The sequence below is a fragment of the Amorphus sp. MBR-141 genome (assembly GCF_053628695.1).
On record NZ_JBRJGW010000003.1, the window covers coordinates 265,918 to 285,979 of the forward strand.

The 20,062-nt window shown below is 68.0% G+C and carries 18 protein-coding genes and 1 pseudogene; 7 read left to right on the plus strand and 12 right to left on the minus strand.

The window, feature by feature from the left end; translation table 11 throughout:
- Window positions 1-126: 126 nt before the first annotated feature.
- The 5 genes and pseudogenes from ACSSVZ_RS06070 to ACSSVZ_RS06090 form a co-directional block, all read right to left on the minus strand.
- Entirely contained in the window at window positions 127-573 is a 447-nt protein-coding gene (locus ACSSVZ_RS06070; protein ID WP_453968985.1) for a molybdenum cofactor biosynthesis protein MoaE, read from the minus strand.
- Between the two features lie 32 nt (window positions 574-605).
- Complete coding sequence (gene moaD / locus ACSSVZ_RS06075) at window positions 606-857, minus strand: molybdopterin converting factor subunit 1 (protein ID WP_453968896.1); 252 nt, start codon at window positions 855-857, stop codon at window positions 606-608.
- Window positions 857-1,429 carry a CDP-diacylglycerol--glycerol-3-phosphate 3-phosphatidyltransferase gene (gene pgsA, locus ACSSVZ_RS06080; protein ID WP_453968897.1) on the minus strand — a complete coding sequence of 191 codons (573 nt, stop codon included), beginning with the start codon at window positions 1,427-1,429 and terminating at the stop codon, window positions 857-859. Before pgsA ends, moaD begins: the two co-directional genes overlap by 1 nt.
- Before the next feature lie 243 nt (window positions 1,430-1,672).
- Window positions 1,673-2,527, minus strand: coding sequence for a c-type cytochrome (locus tag ACSSVZ_RS06085; protein ID WP_453968898.1), 855 nt, complete (start codon window positions 2,525-2,527; stop codon window positions 1,673-1,675).
- A 219-nt stretch (window positions 2,528-2,746) separates the two neighbouring features.
- A pseudogene (locus ACSSVZ_RS06090) lies at window positions 2,747-3,001 on the minus strand (helix-hairpin-helix domain-containing protein); the annotation flags it as partial.
- A gap of 116 nt (window positions 3,002-3,117) precedes the next feature.
- On the opposite strand from ACSSVZ_RS06090, the gene ACSSVZ_RS06095 reads away from it, so the two are divergent.
- On the plus strand, window positions 3,118-4,323 hold the full coding sequence (locus ACSSVZ_RS06095) for a hypothetical protein (RefSeq protein ID WP_453968899.1): 1,206 nt from the start codon (window positions 3,118-3,120) through the stop codon (window positions 4,321-4,323).
- Window positions 4,324-4,466: 143 nt separating this feature from the next.
- On the opposite strand, the gene uvrC is transcribed toward ACSSVZ_RS06095, so the two are convergent.
- Genes uvrC through ACSSVZ_RS06110 form a run of 3 tightly spaced genes read right to left on the minus strand, consistent with a single transcriptional unit; the run spans window position 4,467 to window position 7,688 of the window.
- Window positions 4,467-6,464: an excinuclease ABC subunit UvrC gene (gene uvrC, locus ACSSVZ_RS06100; RefSeq protein ID WP_453968900.1), complete on the minus strand. Its 1,998-nt coding sequence runs from the start codon at window positions 6,462-6,464 to the stop codon at window positions 4,467-4,469.
- Entirely contained in the window at window positions 6,461-7,243 is a 783-nt protein-coding gene (locus tag ACSSVZ_RS06105) for an SDR family oxidoreductase (protein WP_453968901.1), read from the minus strand. Before ACSSVZ_RS06105 ends, uvrC begins: the two co-directional genes overlap by 4 nt.
- Before the next feature lie 46 nt (window positions 7,244-7,289).
- The gene (locus ACSSVZ_RS06110; protein ID WP_453968902.1) at window positions 7,290-7,688 is read right to left on the minus strand and encodes a hypothetical protein; all 399 of its coding nucleotides are present in this window, start codon (window positions 7,686-7,688) and stop codon (window positions 7,290-7,292) included.
- A gap of 119 nt (window positions 7,689-7,807) precedes the next feature.
- On the opposite strand from ACSSVZ_RS06110, the gene ACSSVZ_RS06115 reads away from it, so the two are divergent.
- Both ACSSVZ_RS06115 and ACSSVZ_RS06120 read left to right on the plus strand, forming a co-directional pair.
- Complete coding sequence (locus tag ACSSVZ_RS06115) at window positions 7,808-8,536, plus strand: hypothetical protein (RefSeq protein ID WP_453968903.1); 729 nt, start codon at window positions 7,808-7,810, stop codon at window positions 8,534-8,536.
- Between the two features lie 3 nt (window positions 8,537-8,539).
- Entirely contained in the window at window positions 8,540-9,451 is a 912-nt protein-coding gene (locus tag ACSSVZ_RS06120) for a glycosyltransferase family 2 protein (protein WP_453968904.1), read from the plus strand.
- A 130-nt stretch (window positions 9,452-9,581) separates the two neighbouring features.
- Here the strand turns inward: ACSSVZ_RS06120 and ACSSVZ_RS06125 are convergent, their stop codons facing one another.
- Both ACSSVZ_RS06125 and ACSSVZ_RS06130 read right to left on the minus strand, forming a co-directional pair.
- Window positions 9,582-10,925: an MATE family efflux transporter gene (locus tag ACSSVZ_RS06125; RefSeq protein ID WP_453968986.1), complete on the minus strand. Its 1,344-nt coding sequence runs from the start codon at window positions 10,923-10,925 to the stop codon at window positions 9,582-9,584.
- Between the two features lie 92 nt (window positions 10,926-11,017).
- On the minus strand, window positions 11,018-11,920 hold the full coding sequence (locus tag ACSSVZ_RS06130; RefSeq protein WP_453968905.1) for a LysR family transcriptional regulator: 903 nt from the start codon (window positions 11,918-11,920) through the stop codon (window positions 11,018-11,020).
- 138 nt (window positions 11,921-12,058) lie between these two features.
- Between ACSSVZ_RS06130 and ACSSVZ_RS06135 the strand changes: the two genes are divergently transcribed.
- Window positions 12,059-13,087 carry a zinc-dependent alcohol dehydrogenase family protein gene (locus tag ACSSVZ_RS06135; RefSeq protein ID WP_453968906.1) on the plus strand — a complete coding sequence of 343 codons (1,029 nt, stop codon included), beginning with the start codon at window positions 12,059-12,061 and terminating at the stop codon, window positions 13,085-13,087.
- 181 nt (window positions 13,088-13,268) lie between these two features.
- Here ACSSVZ_RS06135 and ACSSVZ_RS06140 read toward each other — a convergent pair whose 3' ends face one another.
- A complete protein-coding gene (locus ACSSVZ_RS06140; protein ID WP_453968907.1) occupies window positions 13,269-13,712 on the minus strand; it encodes a hypothetical protein in 444 nt (147 codons plus the stop codon).
- A gap of 349 nt (window positions 13,713-14,061) precedes the next feature.
- On the opposite strand from ACSSVZ_RS06140, the gene ACSSVZ_RS06145 reads away from it, so the two are divergent.
- Complete coding sequence (locus tag ACSSVZ_RS06145) at window positions 14,062-14,964, plus strand: histone deacetylase family protein (RefSeq protein WP_453968908.1); 903 nt, start codon at window positions 14,062-14,064, stop codon at window positions 14,962-14,964.
- 115 nt (window positions 14,965-15,079) lie between these two features.
- Here ACSSVZ_RS06145 and ACSSVZ_RS06150 read toward each other — a convergent pair whose 3' ends face one another.
- On the minus strand, window positions 15,080-15,832 hold the full coding sequence (locus ACSSVZ_RS06150; RefSeq protein WP_453968909.1) for a 5'-methylthioadenosine/adenosylhomocysteine nucleosidase: 753 nt from the start codon (window positions 15,830-15,832) through the stop codon (window positions 15,080-15,082).
- A gap of 223 nt (window positions 15,833-16,055) precedes the next feature.
- Between ACSSVZ_RS06150 and ACSSVZ_RS06155 the strand changes: the two genes are divergently transcribed.
- On the plus strand, window positions 16,056-18,431 hold the full coding sequence (locus tag ACSSVZ_RS06155) for an ATP-dependent helicase (RefSeq protein ID WP_453968910.1): 2,376 nt from the start codon (window positions 16,056-16,058) through the stop codon (window positions 18,429-18,431).
- Window positions 18,432-18,654: 223 nt separating this feature from the next.
- Window positions 18,655-19,944 carry a UDP-N-acetylglucosamine 1-carboxyvinyltransferase gene (murA, locus tag ACSSVZ_RS06160; RefSeq protein WP_453968911.1) on the plus strand — a complete coding sequence of 430 codons (1,290 nt, stop codon included), beginning with the start codon at window positions 18,655-18,657 and terminating at the stop codon, window positions 19,942-19,944.
- The last annotated feature ends 118 nt before the right edge of the window (window positions 19,945-20,062 follow it).

Genomic DNA, 20,062 nt, shown 5'->3' on the forward strand with positions numbered 1-20,062 from the left:
ACGGGTCGCTCCCTGTCGCGTTTCCGGACGGCGAACCGGTGCCCGCTTCGGGAGGATACGCACCAGATTCGATACCTTGAGGAGTTCCTTTTCGGTCAGATCGCGTCGATCTGAACGGGAAATGCTTCAGTCCCAGCGCCCGGCCGCGGCGTCGTCGGCCGACTTCGCCTCGACCCAGCCGCCGTCGGTGCCGTCGGCCAGGTGCTCCTTCTTCCAGAAGGGGGCGCGGGTCTTCAAGAAATCCATCAGGAACGAGGCCGCCTCGAAGGCGGCGCCGCGGTGGGCCGATGCGGCCGCCACCAGCACGATCGTCTCGCCCGGCCGGATCGGCCCGGAGCGGTGGACGACCCTGAGGCCCAGCAGCGGCCAGCGGGCGACCGCCTCGGCCGCGATGCGGCTGATCTCGGCCTCGGCCATGCCCGGATAGTGTTCCAGCTCCAGCACCGCCAGCCGGCCGGCTTCGTCGCGGCAGAGCCCGGTGAAGGCGACCACCGCGCCGATGTCGGTGCGGCCCGCCGTCAGCGCGTCGGTCTCTGCGGAAACGTCGATGGGATCGAGGCCGACGCGCACCATCGGCGCCGGCGGAGCAGGCGCGGTCACGGCTGTCACCCTCCGGTCATCGGCGGGAACAGCGCCACCTCGCGCGCCCCGGCGATCGGCGCGTCCTGCTGGGCGTGCATCCGGTCGACGGCGACGCGGATGGCGGCCGGTTCCTCCAGCGCGAAGGCGTGGCTGGGGCTGCGGTCCTTCAGCCAGGCGACCAGGTCGCCGGCGGTGGCAACGTCGGCCGGAAGGTCGATCTCTTCCTCCTCGACGCCGACCCGCTCGCGGACCCAGGCGAAATAGACGACGCGCATCACTCGGCCTCGCTCAGATAGGGCAATCCCCCCCGGATATAGTCGACGCCGGTGTAGATCGTAAGGCCGGCGGCGATCCACAGCACCGCCAGCCCCAGCCATTCGGCCGCCTGGGAGGCGCTGCCGAGCACCGGCGCCAGCAGCAGGATGGCGATGGCGGCGAGCTGCGCCGACGTCTTCCACTTGGCGAGCTTGGACACGTGGATGACGACGGTGCCGCCGAGGAACTCGCGCAGGCCCGACACGAAGATCTCGCGCATCATGATGAACACGGCGGCGAGCACGTTCAGCCCGTCGATGGTGCCGTCGGCCGACAGCGCGATCAGCAGCGCCGCGACGACCAGCTTGTCGGCGATCGGGTCGAGCATGCGGCCCAGCGCCGACACCTGGTTCAGGGTCCGCGCCAGGTAGCCGTCGAGATAGTCGGTCAGCGCGGCGACGATGAACAGCACCGCCGCGATCCAGCGCGCCGTCGGATCGGGCACCAGCAGCAGCGCCGCGATGATCGGCACCGCGAGGATCCGGCCGTAGGTCAGGAGATTGGGGACGGTGAAGGCGTTGCTGGTGCTCATGCTTTCACCGTCAAGCAAGGGCGGGGCCAGCCCGGCGTCGCGGTTCGACAGACACGCTCCCGGCCGGGCACGGCATCCTCAAGCTGTTGACTCTGTGGCAATTTCCGACCGGTCCCCTGGGTTCTGGCTGCTCCGGGCTGCGGCGCTCCAGAAAGACCACAGGCGACGGCACCCGTCAACGAAACGGCGCTGCGCGGCGAAGCGTTCCGCCGCGCAATCGCAACCGGCGCCCGACGGCGGCGGCTACTTCCGGGCCGGGATCGTCCTCAGATAGGCGACGATGGCGTCGACGTCGGCGTCCAGCATGCCGTGATAGTAGGGGTAGGCCATCGGCGGCTTGAGCGGCGACCCGTCCGGCGTGACGCCGTCGGTGATCGCGCGTTTCACCTCCGTGTCGGCCCAGGCGCCGATGCCGGCTTCCGGGTCCGGGGTGATGTTGGAGGCCACCGAGACGCCCCACGGGCCGGGGAATTCGCGGCCGCCGGCGCCCAGCCCCTCGATCGGATCCGGATGCCCGTCGGTCCAGCGGGTGTGGCACTCCATGCAGTGGCCGATGGTCGTCAGGTAGAAGCCCTCGGTGACCACGTCGCCGTTGCGGGCCGCCTCCAGGATCGGCTTTTCCGCGCCCGGCAGCGGCTTCGCCTCGATGATCGCGCGATAGTCCGGCCCCGGCACGCTGTTCTCGATGGGCGTCACCGTGCGCAGATAGGCGACGATGGCGTCGAGGTCGCGCGGCGACAGCACCTTGTAGAAGGCGCTCGGCATCACCGGCGCCAGCGGCGTCCCGTCGCGGCGGACGCCGTCGACGAGGGCGGCCTTGATTTCCGCGTCGGTCCACTCGCCAAGGCCCGTTGCCTTGTCGGAGGTGATGTTCGGCGCGGTCACCGTGAACGGTTTCTCGTCGAAGGTAAGACCGCCGGCGAGGAACCGCGCCTGGTCCGGCCCGGCCGGACCGACGGGCGTGTGGCAGTTGCCGCAGGCCATGATGGTGGTGACGAGATAGAAGCCACGCTCGGTGAGCGTTTCGGCGGAGGCGCCGGCCGACAGCGCGGCCAGAACGCCGATGCCGGCAAGCGCCGGCGCGAACCTGAACGACATGCGAGAGATCTCCAGGGATCGGCGGACCGCCGGGCACAGGGAGCCGGCAGCCGGAAACGATCGATTTCCAACGAAACTGTGCATGCCACGCCACGGCAAAGAGCCGCCGTGACGGGCATTACAGGTCATTCCAAAGTCTGGGAACGCGGGAACACATCGATGCAGGGCGGCTTGGAACGCTGCGCGAAGCATTCCGGCCAGCTCTTACTTGTTATTACTTCAACCTGCGCGTTCGTGGAAGTGGGCGTAGATCAGCTTCGCCATCGCCTCGGAGATGCCGTCGACCAACACCAGGTCCTCGATGCCGGCCTTCGACACCGCCTTGGCGGTGCCGAAATGGCGCAGCAGTGCCCGCTTGCGCGATGTGCCGATGCCGGCGATCTCGTCGAGCGGGTTGGCGTGGATCTCCTTCGACCGCTTGGCCCGGTGGGTGCCGATGGCGAAGCGGTGCGCCTCGTCGCGCAGGCGCTGCACGATCCGCGCGTCCTGCTGGGCGCTATCAAAATCGACTTCGGCTCGATGCGCGCCTAAATTGCGAAACGAGCCGGAGCCCCCTTCTTCGGCAGAAAAGATTGGGTGGCTACGCGGCTATGAGTGATATCTTCCGTCCCGAGGCATGGACGCTTACACATCCAGAAGATGTACTAAAGTTTTTCGATTTTGACGACACCGCCACCGATGCATCAGAAAGACGCGGCGGAATGCTTGTTTTTAGAAAACACCTTTCCCCCCTCGACATGTATAAATATTTATGCGGGCGCTTTGGAAAACCCAACGGGATGCAAACTTTTCTGAAAAATAAAAAAGACAGCAACAACCTAGTGCATTGGGATTTTTTAATTAATGCTGGCAAAAATAATATTTGGATACAAGGTGGAAATCGAGATATTCATGTAGCGATAAAAAACAGAAGAATGACACCAAAAGACTGGGTCAAATTTGCAAGTAACATCAAGAACGATTTTAGAAGATGCCGAACCCACTCTCAATCCGTCCAGAGCCGCCTCGAAAAATGGAATATATTATCTAATCGATTCTCTTTAATTTCGAATGCATGCGCCGAATATCATGCAAATATTGTGGACAATATTGAACCGCCAAGCTTTGTTCCGCCAAGGCGCCGCACCGAAAAGGATATTAGAAAATATGTAAATCATGTTGAAAGGATATCCAAAAGGTCTGAAAAAATCTTCAATTCATGCCTATCTCTCGATCTTATTACGCCAATATTTATTGAATCATACATAAATTTGGTAATTTTCATCCTAAGAAAGAAAGAATTAAAAGATAATGCTAGACATTACGATTCATTTACTCGACAACCAATCGATACTAGAGTCTTTGATCTACATCTAAAATGCGATCACTTCAAATCCGGCGTAGACTCGGGCACAGAAGAGTATAAAAATTTTAAACGGATATTTGATAGGAGAAACTATATTATTCATGGAAACATAGATCCGGTTAAAGACTGTATTGAGAGTATATACTTTGACGGATTTACGCCCTTATTTAAGGATGGAGGTGATCCTGTCCTTGAAATGTTCAAGAAGAAGGAGAAGATATATGACGCATCTGGTGTATTAGAAAGGTATTATTATGCTCATGAATTCATTCATTATATTAATAAATTGCTATCCGATCCTGCGCGGGCGATAATGGAAATATTTACTTCAGAATCTGAATTCGGGTACGACGTCTCCCGGCAGAGACCTGGTAAACTATTGCCCGGTTATGAAGCCATGATGCTACTTCCACTCAAGTATGACGACGAGCTTAATGTAGATTGGAAATAAATCCCTATTCAACATTAATCATTATCAGCGGCCGACGATCATATCGATCAGAACATATCTTCCACGGAAGGGTCTTGCCGTGGGCGATCCCGTCAGCAGGCGTAGCGGCGTTTTCGTCATCAGAACAGTACGGACATTGCCACTCAGACCGTGGCCTCGTGGAAGTGGGCGTAGATCAGCTTCGCCATCGCCTCGGAGATGCCGTCGACCGACACCAGGTCCTCGATGCCGGCCTTCGACACCGCCTTGGCGGTGCCGAAATGGCGCAGCAGCGCCCGCTTGCGCGCCGTGCCGATCCCGGCGATCTCGTCGAGCGGGTTGGCGTGGATCTCCTTCGACCGCTTGGCCCGGTGGGTGCCGATGGCGAAGCGGTGCGCCTCGTCGCGCAGACGCTGCACGAAGTACAGCACCGGGTCGCGCGGCGGCAGCCGGAACGGCTGCCTGCCGGGGATGTGGAACTCCTCGCGGCCGGCGTCGCGGTCGACGCCCTTGGCCACCCCCACCAGCGGCAGGTCGGTGATGCCGAGGTCGGCCAGCGTCTCGCGCGCCGCGCCCAGCTGGGTGGCGCCGCCGTCGATCAGCACCAGGTCCGGCCACGGCCCGATCCCTTCGTCCGGCGTCTCGCCCTCGCCGCGCGGGCCGGCCTCCTTCAGCAGACGCTGGAACCGCCGCTGCAGCACCTCGCGCATCATCGCGATGTCGTCGCCCGGCGTCACCGCCTCCGACTTGATGTTGAACTTGCGGTAGTGCGCCTTGGCGAAGCCGTCCGGCCCGGCGACGATCATGCCGCCGACGGCGTTGGTGCCCATGATGTGCGAGTTGTCGTAGACCTCGATCCGGCGCGGCGGGACGGCCAGCCCGAACGCCTCGGCCACCCCCTTCAGGAGCGCCGCCTGGCTGGCGCTTTCCGCGAGCTTGCGGCCGAGCGCCTCGCGGGCGTTCTGGCGCGCGTGGTCGACGAGCTCGCGCTTGGTGCCGCGCTGCGGCGCCGACACGGTCACCTTGCGCTCGGCGCGCTCCGTCAGCGCCGCCTCGAGCAGCGCCTGCTCGGGCAGCGCCTCGGAGGTCAGGATCATCCGCGGGCACGGCTTGTCGTCGTAGAACTGGGCGAGGAAGCTCTCCAGCACCTCGGCCGTCGTCCAGTGGGCGTCGGCCTTGGGGAAGTAGGCCCGGTTGCCCCAGTTCTGGCCGGTGCGGAAGAAGAACACCTGGATGCAGGTCTGGCCGCCTTCCTGATGGACGGCGAAGACGTCGGCCTCCTCGATGCCCTGGGGGTTGATGCCCTGGTGCTGCTGGATGTGCGAGAGCGCCGCCAGCCGGTCGCGGTAGCGCGCCGCCTGCTCGAAATCGAGGCGGTCCGAGGCCCGCTCCATCTCGGTGGCGAGTTCCGCCTTCACCGCCCGGCTCTTGCCGTTGAGGAAGGCGCGCGCCTCGTCGACGAGCTCGGCGTAGCCGGCCGGGTCGATCTCGCCGGTGCAGGGACCCGAGCAGCGCTTGATCTGGAACAGCAGGCACGGCCGGGTGCGGCTTTCGTAGACGGAATCCGTGCACGAGCGCAGCAGGAAGGCCTTCTGCAGCGCGTTGATGGTGCGGTCGACGGCGCCGGCCGAGGCGAACGGGCCGAAATAGGCGCCCTTTTTGCTGCGCGCGCCGCGGTGCTTGAGGATCTGCGGCGCCTCGTGGTCGCCGGTGATGAGGATGTAGGGGAACGACTTGTCGTCGCGCAGCAGCACGTTGAAGCGCGGGCGCAGCCGCTTGATGAGGTTCGCCTCGAGCAGCAGCGCCTCGGTCTCGGTGCGGGTGGTGACGAACTCCATCGCCGCCGTGGCGGCGATCATCGCCAGCGTGCGGTTGGCCAGCCCCGTCGGGCGCGCGTAGTTGGCGACGCGCTTCTTCAGGCTGCGCGCCTTGCCGACGTAGAGCACGTCGCCGTTGCGGTCGAGCATCCGGTAGACGCCGGGCGCGTTCGGCAGGCGCTTCACCAGATCGGCAATGAGATCGGCGCCCAGCCGGCCGCCCTCGCCGTCGGCGGCGTCGGCGACGGGTTCGGGAGCGATCCGCTCGAAGGCGTCGTCGCCGGGCACGGACACCGGCCCCGGCGCGACCGGGGGGTGAGTATCCGCGGGTGTCGATTCGGTCATTCGGAAATCCCTAGGACGTCCGGTGTCTCCCAGGCAAGGTGCTGGCCGCCGTCGAGGAAGATGGTCTGTCCGGTGATCGACGGCGTCGCTGCCAGGAAGCGCACCGTGGCGCCGAATTCGGAAAGCTCCGGCCCGCGCTGCAGGAGGACGGCGGCGGCCTGCCGGTCGAAATCCTCCCGGGACTGGCGATCGCCCTGCAGCGTCGGGCCCGGCGCGATGGCGTTCACCCGGATGCGGGGCGCCAGCGCCTGGGCCATGGTGATGGTCATGGCCTCCAATGTGGCCTTCGAGGCGCCGTAGGAGAAGTGGCCGGGCACCGGTTTTCTGACGCGCTGGTCGGTGACGTTGACGATCAGCCCCGTCGCGCCCTCCCCCACCTGGCGGGCGAACGCCTGGGCGAGGAACACCGGCGCCGCCGCGTTGAGGGTCATGTGCGCCTGGAACACCTCGGGCGTCACCGTGTCGAAACCGTCGTCGCCGAACAGCGCGGCGTTGTTGACGAGCACGCCCAGCGGCCCGACGGCGGCGGCGGCGCGCGCCACCAGCACCGGCAGCCCGGCCAGGTCGCAGAGGTCGGCCTCCAGGACGTGCACGTCGGCACCCCGGGCCCGCAGCGCCGCCGCCAGCGCGTGCCCCTCGCCGGCCGAGCGGTGGCAGTGCAGCGCCACCCGGTAGCCGTGCGCGGCCAGGTCCTCGACGATGGCGCGGCCGATGCGGCGGCCGCCGCCGGTGACGAGGGCGGCGGGGGCGGGCGCGGATGGGAGGGGGGACGAGCCCATGGTGCTCCTTGCTGGCTGGGCGGGCGGGCTGCGCGGGACGGGCGGCTCAGCCGAACGCGGCGGTGTCGGAGGCCAGCACGACCCGGTTCAGCCGGTCGTCGGGCGGATAGTCGAAGCAGGGCTGGCGCGGCGCCTCGCGGAGCAGCTCGCCGTCGACCTCGACGGCGCTCATCCACGAGACGCCGTAGCAGGCCGCCAGATCGCGCACGGCGCGCCAGTGGCGGGCCCGTTCTGGGTCGCCCTCGCGCACCGCCTGGCGGATCCGCGCGGCGCAGTCCTGGTCGAAGCCGAGGCAGAGCGGCTCGTCCCAGCGCGCCCGCAGCGCCTCGAAATCGCGCCACACCGGGCCGGTGACCACGAACACCACGTCCGGCCGCAACCCGGCGACGGCCGGCCGCGGACCGTCCTCCATCACCGGGTCCCTCAGCAGCTGGTCCAGATTCATCGACACGCTCCCGCCTCTTCCGCGACCCGCCCTCGGCTTGTCACATACGCCCGTTTCTTATAGGCGGATTGCATCCGTCCCGCCCGCGTCGCCGGGCCTCGGCCCCGAGACAAGGCAAGATGACCCCTCCCGTCAACATCGTCTGCATGAAGTGGGGCACCGCCTACGGGCCGCACTACGTCAACCGGCTGCACGCCATGGTGGCCCGCCACCTGACGCGGCCGTTCCGCTTCATGTGCTTCACCGACGACCCGAGCGGCATCGACGCGGGGATCGAGACAGCGCCGCTGCCGCCGATCACCCTCGACGCCTACGAGGAGCTGCCCTGGAAGAAAGTGGCGCTGTTCAACCGGACGCTGGCCGACCTTGAAGGCACCGCGCTGTTCCTCGACCTCGACCTGATCGTCGTCGACAGCCTCGATCCGTTCTTCGACTACGAGCCCGGCAAGCTGGCGATCATCCACAACTGGACCCACCCGGACCGGCGGGTCGGAAACTCCTCGGTGTTCCGCTTCGAGATCGGCGCCGACCCTGAGGTGCTCGACACCTTTCACGAGCACTCCGTCCAGCACTGGGTCGATCTCTACCGCAACGAGCAGGCCTACCTCTCACACATGAAGCCGGACATCGAGTTCTGGCCGGCCGAGTGGTGCGTCTCGTTCAAGAAGCACTGCCTGCCGCGTGGCATCCGCCGCTGGTTCGTGCCGGCGAAGATCCCCGAGGGCGCCCGCATCGTGGTGTTCCACGGCCATCCGAAGCCCGACGAGGCGTTCGAGGGCCGCTGGCCCGGCGGCATCCACAAGCAGCTCCGGCCGGCCCGCTGGATCGGCGAGCACTGGCGCGTGTAGGGCGTGACCATCGACGTCTCCTACCTGATCACCGTCTACAACAAGGCCGCGGCGCTGCCGGCGGTCTGGGAGAGCCTGCGGACCCAGGCCGGCGCCCACAGCCGCGAGTTCGTGTTCGTCGACGACGCCTCCACCGACGGGTCGCTGGCGATCCTGCAGGGCTTCGCCGAAGCCGACGACCGCGTCCGGGTGATCGCCAACGCCGACAACCGCGGCCCCGCCGTCCGGCTCAACGAGGCCGCCCGCGCCGCCCAGGGGCGCTATCTGCATCCGATCGACGGCGACGACCTGCTGCCGCCCAACGCCACCGCCTGGATGCTGGCGCGGCTCGCAGAGACCAATGCGCCGCTCCTCTACGGCCGCCGCCGCAAGGAGGCGCCGAAGCGGATTTCCGACGAGGCCCACGTCACCGTGGTCGAGGAGACGCTGATCCAGGCGGCGAGCCGGCCGATCGTCCACATCGCGCTGCTGGTCGAGCGCGCGCTCTATCTCGCCGCCGGCGGCTGCGACGAGGCGGTGTTCATCCAGGACCAGTCGCTGGCGCTGCGGCTGGCGGCGGCGGCGCCGCGCATGGCGCTCACCGACGCGACGGTGGTGGCGGCGCCGAAGCAGGCCGCGCCGACGCTGTCGGCCGACAAGCGGCAGCAGCACCACGACCGCTTCGCCTCCGCCTGGCACATGCTGCAGACGCTGCCGCGCCGGCACCCGGCCCAGCCGGCGCTGGTGCGGCTGTGCATCTCCGCCGCCTGGAAGCTCCGGCGCGACGAAGGCGGGCTCGCCTGGCTGTCGGTGGATTTCTGGCGCTATCTCGGCTGCGAGATCGGCCTGCCGGTGGCCGGACCCGAGACGCTCGCCGGCATCGCCGGGCGGATGGCCGCACTGCCGGGCATCCGACGTCCCGTCGCGGTGGATTGAGGGACCCGTTTTCCAGATACCGGGAAGGCTCCCGCCGGCCCGCTTCCCGCAGCGCGCGACCGCGCGCGCGGCCGGAGGCCGCGCCCGCGCAGCCGCGAGCGTCAGCTCGCTGGCGTGAGCGGCAGAAAAGTCACCCTTCCGGAAACGCCTGCGCGATCCGCTTCGGACAGCGCCACAGCAGCGTCAGGCCGCGCAGGCTGAGGAACGCCACCAGCGCCAGCCAGAGCCCGTGGTTGCCCCACGCCGGCACCGCCACCGCCCAGATGGCGAAATAGGCGGCCAGCGAGGCGAGCATCATGTTGCGCATGTCGCCGGTCCAGGTGGCGCCGATGAACACCCCGTCCATCTCGAAGGCGAGCACGCCGGCGAGCGGCAGCAGCATCGCCCAGACCAGGTACGCCCGCGCCGCTTCGCGCACCGCCGACGCGGTGGTGATGAAGTCGATCAGCGCGCCGCCGCCCAGCACGGTGGCCAGCGACAGCACCGCCGCCAGCGCGAAGCCCCAGCCGACGCACAGCTTCACCGCGCGCACGAACGCCGGTCGGTAGCGCGCCCCCAGCGCCCGGCCGGTGAGCTGCTCGGCGGCGGTGGCGAAGCCGTCGAGGATGAACGAGCCCAGCATGAAGAAATTCATCAGCACGGCGTTGGCGGCGAGCGTCACGTCGCCGGCCTGGGCGCCCTGGGCGGTGAAGAAGGTGAACGCCGTCATCAGCGCCACCGAGCGGATCATGATGTCGCGGTTGACGGCGCCCATGCGCAGGAACTGGGCCCGATCGGCGATCCGGCTCCACGCCGGCCACGCATCGGCCCGCGACAGCCGCAGCACCACCCCGACGGACACCACGAACGCCGTCGCCTCCGCCGCCACCGACGCCCAGGCTACGCCGGCCACCCCATGGTCGAGCACCAGGACGAGCACGATGTTGAGCACGACGTTGACGCCGGCCAGCACGAACTGGATGGCGAGCCCCGTGCCGGCCCGGCCGAGGCCCAGCAGCCAGCCGAGGATCGCGTAGTTCATGAACTGGATCGGGGACGCGAGCACCCGGATGCCGAAATAGGTGCGGGTGGCCCGGTCGACCGCCTCGCTCGCCCCCATCAGCGACAGGAAGCCGGCGAGGATCGGCCCCTGCAGCGCGATCACCACCACGCCCGCCGCCAGCGCCACCATCAGCGCGCGCACCAGCACGGCCTGGATCTCGACCTTGTCGTCGGCCCCCAGCGCCTGCGCCGCCAGCCCGGTGGTCCCCATCCGGAGGAAGTTGAACGTGGTGCCGAGGAAGTTGAACAGGATGGCGCCGACCGCGATCGCCCCCAGCAGCGCCGCGTTGCCGAGCTGGCCGATGACCGCCGTGTCGGAAATGCCCACCAGCGGCGTCGTCACGTAGGCGAGCGTCATCGGCACGGCGATCGCCAGAACCATGCGGTGGGTCACCGCGAACGGACGGACGCGCGGAGCGGCTTGGGTGTCCATGTGGGCGGAGCTGATCCTGAAGACGAAGCGGGATGGCACGCGGCAGTGTCCGCGGATTCGCCGTCTCTGCCTATCGCGAACCGGCGCCGCCGTCAGCCCATGCTGCGTCCGGGCAGCGCCGCGACCAGCCGGTCCACGGCGAGCCGCACGCGCAAAGGCAGGCTGCGGGTCTGCGGCCAGAGCGCGTAGGTCTCCAGGACCAGGCCCGGGAGATCGTCCAGCAGCGTCACCAGTTCCCCGGTCGCCAGCCGGTCGGCGATGAGCCACACCGGCAGCCAGGTCAGCCCGTGACCGGCGGCGGCGGCATCGGCGATCGCTTCCAGATCGTCGAAGCTCAGCCGGCTCGGCGGCGAGGCCAGGTGCTCCCCGTCCCGCAGCGGGAACCGCCAGGGCGGCGTCCGTCCGGCCCGGGCGTAGGTGACGGCCCGGTGGCCGGCGAGATCCTCCAGGGACGCCGGCCGCCCGTGCTCCCGCAGATAGGCCGGCGCCCCGCAGACGACCATGCGCTGCGTGGCGATGCGGCGCATGGTCAGGCCCGGCGCGCGGTCCACCGGGCCGTTGCGGATGGCCAGATCGAAGCCGTCCTCGATGAGGTCGACGAGGCGGTCGCTGAAGGAGAGGTGGAGATCCAGCGTCGGGTGCGCCGCTGCGAAGTCCGACAGGATCGGCGCCACGCAGCGCCGGCCGAACAGGACCGGCACGGCCACCCGCAGGCGCCCGGTCACCTCCTGCTTGCCGGACTCCAGCATCGCCTCGCCGGCGGCAAGCTCGGCCAGCGCGCGCACGCAGCGTTCGAAATAGAGCTGGCCGTGCTCGGTCAGGCGCTGGCTGCGCGTCGTGCGGTGAAACAGCCGGACGCCGAGCCGACCTTCCAGGCGGCCGATGGTCTTGGCGACGGCCGAGCGCGTGAGGTTCACCCGCTCGGCGGCGGCGGAAAAGCCGCCCGCCTCCACCACGGCCACGAAGACGTCGATACCCGTCATCCGGTCGCGCATGTCGTCTCCTCGGGGCTGCCGGGACGGATCCCTTGGCGCCGGATCATTGGCGAAGATCATTCACCAAATAGCGGAAAATCGAGCGCCACTGCAGAACTAAGTTCTTCGCTAGGGTCTCCTCCAACACAGGAGATCGCCATGACACAGACGACGATGCGCCGGTGGGAGATGGACGCGGTCGGCCGGGACCGGCTGACCCTGCGGGAGGTGCCCATCCCCACCCCAGGACCCGGTGAGCTTCTTGTGCGGGTCGATGCCGTGTCGCTCAACTATCGCGACAAGCTGGCCATCGAGACCGGCATGGGCCTCGACCTCGCCTTCCCGTTCACCCCGGCCTCGGACCTGGCGGGTACCGTCGTGACGCCGGGCGACGGGGCAAGCCGGTTTGCGCCCGGCGACCGGGTGATCTCGACCTTTGCGCCCGGCTGGATCGACGGCCTGCCGGACGGCCCGTCCCGGACCGAGCCCCACCGCACCCTCGGCGGCTTCCATCCGGGCGTGCTGGCCGGCTACGTTGCCTTTCCGCAGGACTGGTTCGTGCGTGCCCCGGCAAGCCTCACCCAGGGCGAGGCCAGCGCGTTGCCCTGCGCCTATCTCACCGCCTGGTTCGCCCTCGTCGAGAACGGCCGGCTGCACGCCGGCCAGACCGTCCTGATCGAGGGCACCGGCGGCGTCTCGCTGGCCGGCCTGCAGATCGCCAAGGCCCACGGCGCCACCGTCATCGTGACCTCCAGCAGCGCCGACAAGCTGGAGCGGGCCCGGGCGCTCGGCGCCGACTTCGGCATCGACCGCACGGCCGGCGACTGGGTCGAGGCGGTCCACGCGATCACCGGCGGGCGGGGCGTCGACCACGTGCTGGAAGTCGTCGGCGGCGCGAACCTGGGAAAGGCGTGTGCGGTGGCGGCCGTCGGCGGACGTGTCGCCGTGATCGGGCTGATGGAAGGGCTGACGGCGCGCGCCTCGATCCCGGACATCCTGGTGAAGCAGCTCACCATCCGGGGTGTCGCCGTCGGGCATCGCCGCGCCCTGACCGATCTGGTGACGGCGGTGGACACCGCCGGCATCAGGCCGGTCATCGACCGCACCTATCGGTTCGACGAGCTCCAGGCGGCGCTGGACCATCTCGACCGCGGCCCCTTCGGCAAGGTGGTCATCGAGACCAGCTAGGCCGTCTTATCCTTGAATGGACGTCTGGGGGCTGATTTCATTCACCGAATTTGGCTTGGCCTACACTCGTGGGGGCCAGGTCACGCTATCAGCGGACGCCTGCTTCGGCTTCGAAAAACAAAACACTTCAAATCCGGAAAGTGATCCGGCTTTGAAGTGTTTCGATCTAAACAGTCAGAACTTATTGCGCCCGTTGGTTCTTGCTCATACCAACAGACTTGTAGTCGTACGTCGGGTAGACTTCGATCGTGTAGACGCCCCACGCCGTGTCTTTGAGCAGGCGATTGAGTTCCTGCAGTCGCGTCACGGGCAAGCGCACCACGATGATCTGCCCAAGCCCCATGACCTGATGCCAGCTCACCACGTCCATGCCGGGCGGCGGAAAGGCCTTGTAGTGGCCCTGCTCGGTAAGCTGATCCTGCAACTGCTTCAGCGGCCTGGACTGGTCGTGCCTCAGGATGATGGTCAGTTCGAGGGCGTTGTCCTCCGTCGCCTTTTCGTTGCCGACGGGGGGATTTTCCACGGCGGTCAACGCCGAGGCGGCTCCGGTCCCGAGCAGGCCGAAAGCCAGCGCGGCAACGGCTGCGGTGCGCACCGCGAAGCGAGGTAATCTCGTGAACTTCATGAGGATTGATCCTATTTCTTGACGCTGAAAGATCAGCTCGTCCCACATTTTCTTTTTAGAATTGTCGGCAGGAGATAGAAATACCACGTTTAATTCTGATCCATTGATATTTTTCCTCAAAACTGGATTGCGCTCGAGGATTCGAAGCAGAAAAACTGCTGAAATATGCTGATTTCCGTGAATTATATTTCAATGGATGATCGACGGAACGGCGGCGGCACGTAGCCGGAAAAGGGGTGCCTGACGGGAAGCGGAGGACACAGCCGGCTGCTCTTCTCCGTGAAGGCGGACGGGCGGTTGCGGCGTCGCCTTCCATTGCCCGCCGGGCCGGCCGCGCCATAATGCGGGGATGCGCCTCCCGATCGTTCACAACCCCCGCTACAACGCCGAATTCCCGGCCGACCACCGCTTTCCGATGGGCAAGTTCCAGCGGCTAGCGGAGGTGCTGATGGAAGAGGGCCTCGCCGGTCCCGGCACCTTCCACGTACCCGCCGAGGCGCCGGCCTCGTGGATCGCGCTCGCCCACGACCGCGCCTACGTCGACCAGGTGTTCGCCTCCGCCGTCCCCCCCGCGATTGCCCGCGAGATCGGCTTCGCCATGACGCCGCCGGTGGCGCTGCGCGCCCGCTGCGCCAGCGCCGGCACGCTCATGACCGCCCGCCTGGCCATGGAACACGGCATCGCCTGCAACACCGCCGGCGGCAGCCACCACGCCCGCTTCGCGCAAGGGGCCGGCTTCTGCGTGTTCAACGACGTGGCGGTCGCGATCCGGGTGCTGATGGCCGACGGCGCCATCGAGCGCGCCCTCATCGTCGACTGCGACGTGCACCAGGGCGACGGCACGGCGGCGATCTTCGCCGGCGATCCGTCGGTGTTCACCCTGTCGCTGCACGCCGAGAAGAACTACCCCGTCCGCAAGGTGCCGTCGTCCCTCGACGTGCCGCTGTTCGACGACTGCGGCGACGCCGACTACCTGGAGGCGGTGCGCGCGGTGGTGGGCCCCGCGATCGCCAATTTCCGCCCCGACATCGTCTTCTACAACGCCGGCGTCGACCCGCACCGGGACGACCGGCTCGGCCGGCTTTCGCTCTCCGACGAGGGACTCGTCGAGCGCGACCGCTTCGTCATCGACGCGGTGCGCGAGGCCGGCATTCCGCTCGCCGGCGTGCTCGGCGGTGGCTACCAGCGCGACATCGACAGCCTCGCCCGCCGCCACGCCACGCTCCACCGGGTGGCGTGGGAGTTCGTGTGAGGCGTGACCCTTTTCCGATCAGGTGGACTCACCTGATCGACAAGAAATGGCTCCAGATTCAATACCTTGAGCAATTCCTTTTCGTTCAGATCGCTTCGATCTGAACGGGAAATGCTCACAGCACCGGCAGCACCCGCGCCAGAATCTTCGCCGACGACGCCGACACGGCCTCGACGAAGGCGGTGAAGTCGAAGCGCGACTGGTGGCCGGCGAGGTCGGACAGCGCCCGGATGACGACGCATTCCACGCCGTGCATCTCCGCCACCTGGGCGAGCGCCGCCCCTTCCATCTCCACCGCGTGGCCGCCGTGGGCGTCGAACAGCCGCGCCCGGGTCGCCTCGCAGTTCACGTACTGGTCGCCGGTGAGCACCGTGCCGAAGACGATCTTCGGCGGCCGCCCGTCGCCGCCGGCCTGCGCATCCATCGGCGCCAGCTCCAGCCCGGCGAGCGCCGCCTCGATGCGGGCCCGGGTGTCCGGCCGGAGGTCGTAGCCGAACGCCTCGGTCGGCTGGAAGAACGGCAGGTGGCCGGCCTGGTAGGGGCACATGCGGTCGCCCTCGAACCAGCCGAAATCGTGCTGCACCAGCCGCTCGGCGATCACCACGTCGCCGATGGCGAGCGCCGGGTCGAGGCCGCCGGCGACGCCGGAAAACACGATCTGCCGCGCCCCGAAGCGGTCGATCAGGAGCGTCGCCACCATCGCGGCGTTGACCTTGCCGATGCCGGTGCCGACCAGCACCACGTCGCGGCCGAACAGGTGGCCGTGGTCGAACCGGAGATGGGCGATTTCCACCGTTTCGCGGTGGTCGAGCGCGGCGCGCAGCGCCGCCAGCTCCTGCGGGATGGCGCACTGGATGGCGATGGTCACGGGCGGCGGCTCCGGTCTGGCTGGCGGACTGACGCGCCAGAAAAGCCAGAGACGGGGGCCGATCGCAAGCCGCGGCGTGCCCGGCGGCGGCGCCCGGCTACGCCGCGGACGCGTACGATTAACCCTTGGGGTTGCCCTCCCCACGCCCAATCTGGGAGATAGCACGCAAGCGCGCATCTCCGCCGCTGTTGCTCGATTGTTCCAATCGGCTCAGGATCACCGAATGATTCGTTCCACTGACGGCTCCGCCCTGCCCAGCGTCCAGGGCTTCGAGGAGGCACCTGCTCCGCGCCGCGGCGGCATCGCCGAACGCGCGCTCGGCGGTGCCCGGCCGGCGGTTGCCTATCTGGACAAGCTGAACCCCGAGCAGCGGCGCGCCGTGGAGACCGTCGACGGGCCCGTGCTGGTGCTCGCCGGCGCCGGCACCGGCAAGACGCGGGTGCTGACCACCCGCATCGGCCACATCCTCGCCACCGGCCGCGCCCGGCCCGGCGAGATCCTGGCGGTGACCTTCACCAACAAGGCCTCGCGCGAGATGAAGGAGCGCGTCGCCAGCCTGGTCGGCCCGTCGGCCGAGGGCATGGCCTGGCTCGGCACCTTCCACGCCATCGGCACCCGCATCCTGCGCCGCCACGCCGAGCTCGCCGGCCTCCGGCCCGACTTCACCATCCTCGACGCCGACGACCAGATCCGGCTCGCCAAGCAGATCATCCAGGCCGAGGGGCTGGACGAAAAGCGCTGGCCGGCCCGCCAGCTCCACAACCTCATCGACAGCTGGAAGAACCGCGGCCTGGCGCCCGCCGACGTGCCGCTGGGCGAGGCCCGCGCCTTCGCCAACGGCCGCGGCGGCGACCTCTACCGGGCCTACCAGGAGCGCCTCAGGATCCTCAACGCCACCGACTTCGGCGACCTGCTCCTGGAGCCGATCCGCCTGTTCCGCGCCCACCCGGACGTGCTCGCCTCCTACCAGCAGCGCTTCCGCTACATGCTGGTCGACGAGTACCAGGACACCAACGTCGCCCAGTATCTGTGGCTGCGGCTGCTCGCCCAGGGCAACCGCAATCTCTGCGTCGTCGGCGACGACGACCAGTCGATCTACGGCTGGCGCGGCGCCGAGGTCGACAACATCCTGCGCTTCGAGCACGACTTCCCCGGCGCAGCGGTGATCCGGCTCGAGCGCAACTACCGCTCCACCGGCCCGATCCTCGCCGCCGCCTCCCACCTGATCGGCCACAACGAGGGCCGCCTCGGCAAGACGCTGTTCACCGACGACACCGACGACGAGGCGGAAAAGCTCACCGTCGCCTCCGCCTGGGACTCCGAGGAGGAGGCCCGCGCCATCGGCGAGGAGATCGAGTCGCTGCAGCGCAAGGGCAACTCCCTCAACGAGATGGCCATCCTGGTGCGCGCCTCGTTCCAGATGCGCGAGTTCGAAGACCGCTTCGTCACGCTGGGCCTCTCCTACCGGGTGATCGGCGGCCCGCGCTTCTACGAGCGCCGCGAGATCCGCGATGCGCTCGCCTATTTCCGCGTCATCGTGCAGCCCGCCGACGACCTCGCCTTCGAGCGCATCGTCAACACGCCGAAGCGCGCCATCGGCGAGGTGGCCGTCAAGACGCTGCACGACATGGCCCGCGACCGGCGCATCCCGCTGGTGCAGGCGGCCACCGAGATCGTCCAGACCGAGGAGCTGAAGCCGAAGACCCGCACCGCGCTGCGCGACCTGCTCGCCTCGTTCGCGCGCTGGCGCTCCGAGCTCGACCGGATGTCCCACACCGAGCTCGCCGAGATCGTGCTCGACGAGAGCGGCTACACCGACATGTGGCGGATGGACCGCTCGGCCGACGCGCCGGGCCGGCTGGAGAACCTGAAGGAACTGGTGCGCGCCATGGACGCGTACGAGTCCCTGCCGAGCTTCCTGGAGCACATCTCGCTGGTGATGGACACCGACAGCGAGGCGGGCTCGGAAGCCGTCACCATCATGACGCTGCACGCCGCCAAGGGGCTGGAGTTCGACACCGTGTTCCTGCCCGGCTGGGAGGAGGGGCTGTTCCCCCACCAGCGCGCCGTCGACGAGAGCGGCCAGGCGGGGCTGGAGGAAGAGCGCCGGCTCGCCTATGTCGGCCTGACGCGGGCCCGCAAGCGCATCTTCGTCTGGTTCGCCGTCAACCGCCGCATGCACGGGCTGTGGCAGTCGACGGTGCCGTCGCGCTTTCTCGACGAACTCCCCGAGGCCCACGTCCAGGTGCGCGAGCAGGGCGGCTACGGCGGCTATGGCGGCTACGGCCAGAGCCGCTTCGACCGGGTCGAGCCGTTCTCCTCCACCTACGCCACGCCCGGCTGGGAACGCGCCCAGCGCCGCAAGTCGCAGGGCACCGCCCAGACCGGCACCCGTGCCCGCGGTCCCCTGACCATCGAGGGCGAGCTGGTCGCCAAGAGCGTCTCCGACCACGCGTCGGCCTTCGATGTCGGCGCCCGGGTGTTCCACCAGAAGTTCGGCAACGGCTCGGTGGCCGCCGTGGAGGGCAACAAGCTCACCGTCGATTTCGACAAGGCCGGCCGCAAGCGCGTGCTGGATTCGTTCGTGCAGGCGCCGTGAGGCGGGGCAGGCAGCAGCCGGCGTGTCCGCGCCCGCCCGGCGCCTCGTCTTGCGCCCCGGGCGCCGGTAGTCTAGTTGCGTGGGTCCCCCCACGACACCGACCTCAGGCCGTCTGGCCGCCAAGGGTCGCCGATCGACACCGGGGACCTGTTTTGTTGAACACGCGTCCGGTCGGAATGGCGGTTGCCGCCTGCCCCGCACGTCCAGGAAAAGGTCAGGCACCATGGATCGCATTCGGCTGAGAGGCGGTGGCCCGCTGATGGGCACGATCCCGATCTCCGGAGCGAAGAACGCGGCGCTGCCGCTGATGATCGCCAGCCTGCTCACCGACGAGACGCTGACGCTGGAGAACGTCCCGCGGCTGCGCGACGTGCAGCAGCTGTTCCACATCCTCTCCAACCACGGCACCGACTGGTCGGTGGAGGGCAAGCGCGCCGGCCAGGACGACATGACCGGCCAGACGGTGCACCTGTGCGCCCGCGCCATCGTCGACACCACCGCGCCGTACGAACTCGTCTCCACCATGCGCGCCAGCTTCTGGGTGATCGGCCCGCTGGTCGCCCGCATGGGCGTGGCCCGCGTCTCGCTGCCCGGCGGCTGCGCCATCGGCACCCGGCCGGTCGACTTCTTCATCGACGGCCTGCAGAAGCTCGGCGCCGAGATCGAGATCGACCAGGGCTACGCCATCGCCCGCGCGCCGAAGGGCCTCACCGGCGGCCGCGTCGACCTGCCGCGCGTCTCTGTCGGCGCCACTCACACGCTGATGATGGCCGCCAGCCTCGCCAAGGGCGAGACGCTGATCACCAACGCCGCGCGCGAGCCCGAGGTCGTCGACCTCGCCAACTGCCTGATCGCCATGGGCGCCCGGATCGAGGGCGCCGGCACCTCCGAGATCGCCATCCAGGGCGTCGACCGCCTGCGCGGCGCCCGCCACCGGGTGCTGCCGGACCGCATCGAGACCGGCACCTACGCCATGGCCGTCGCCATGACCGGCGGCGACGTGACCCTCGAGCACGCCCGCGCCGACCTGCTCACCGCAGCGCTCGCGACCCTGGAGCGCGCCGGTGCCGAGATCACCGAGACCAACCGCGGCCTGCGCATCCGCCGCAACGGCGCCGGCATCGCCGCCGTCGACGTCTCCACCGAGCCGTTCCCCGGCTTCCCGACCGATCTGCAGGCCCAGTTCATGGCGCTGATGACCACCGCCAAGGGCACCTCGCACATCACCGAGACGATCTTCGAAAACCGCTTCATGCACGTCCAGGAGCTGGCCCGCCTCGGCGCGAAGATCCATCTCGAAGGCCAGGTCGCGACCATCGAGGGCGTCGGCCAGCTGCGCGGCGCCCCGGTGATGGCGACCGACCTGCGCGCCTCGGTGTCGCTGGTCATCGCCGGGCTGGTGGCCGAGGGCGAGACGACCATCAACCGCGTCTACCACCTCGACCGCGGCTTCGAGCGGCTGGAGGACAAGCTCGGCCGCTGCGGCGCCGACATCGAACGGATCTCGAGCTAGCGCCCGACCGTTCGGATACGTCCGGTCGGTTAGGCACGGAATCGCACGGGCCATCCCGTCTTGAGTCCTTTCCTGTCGATCAGGTGTTTCCACCTGGGCGGAAAAGGCTCTAGGGAAG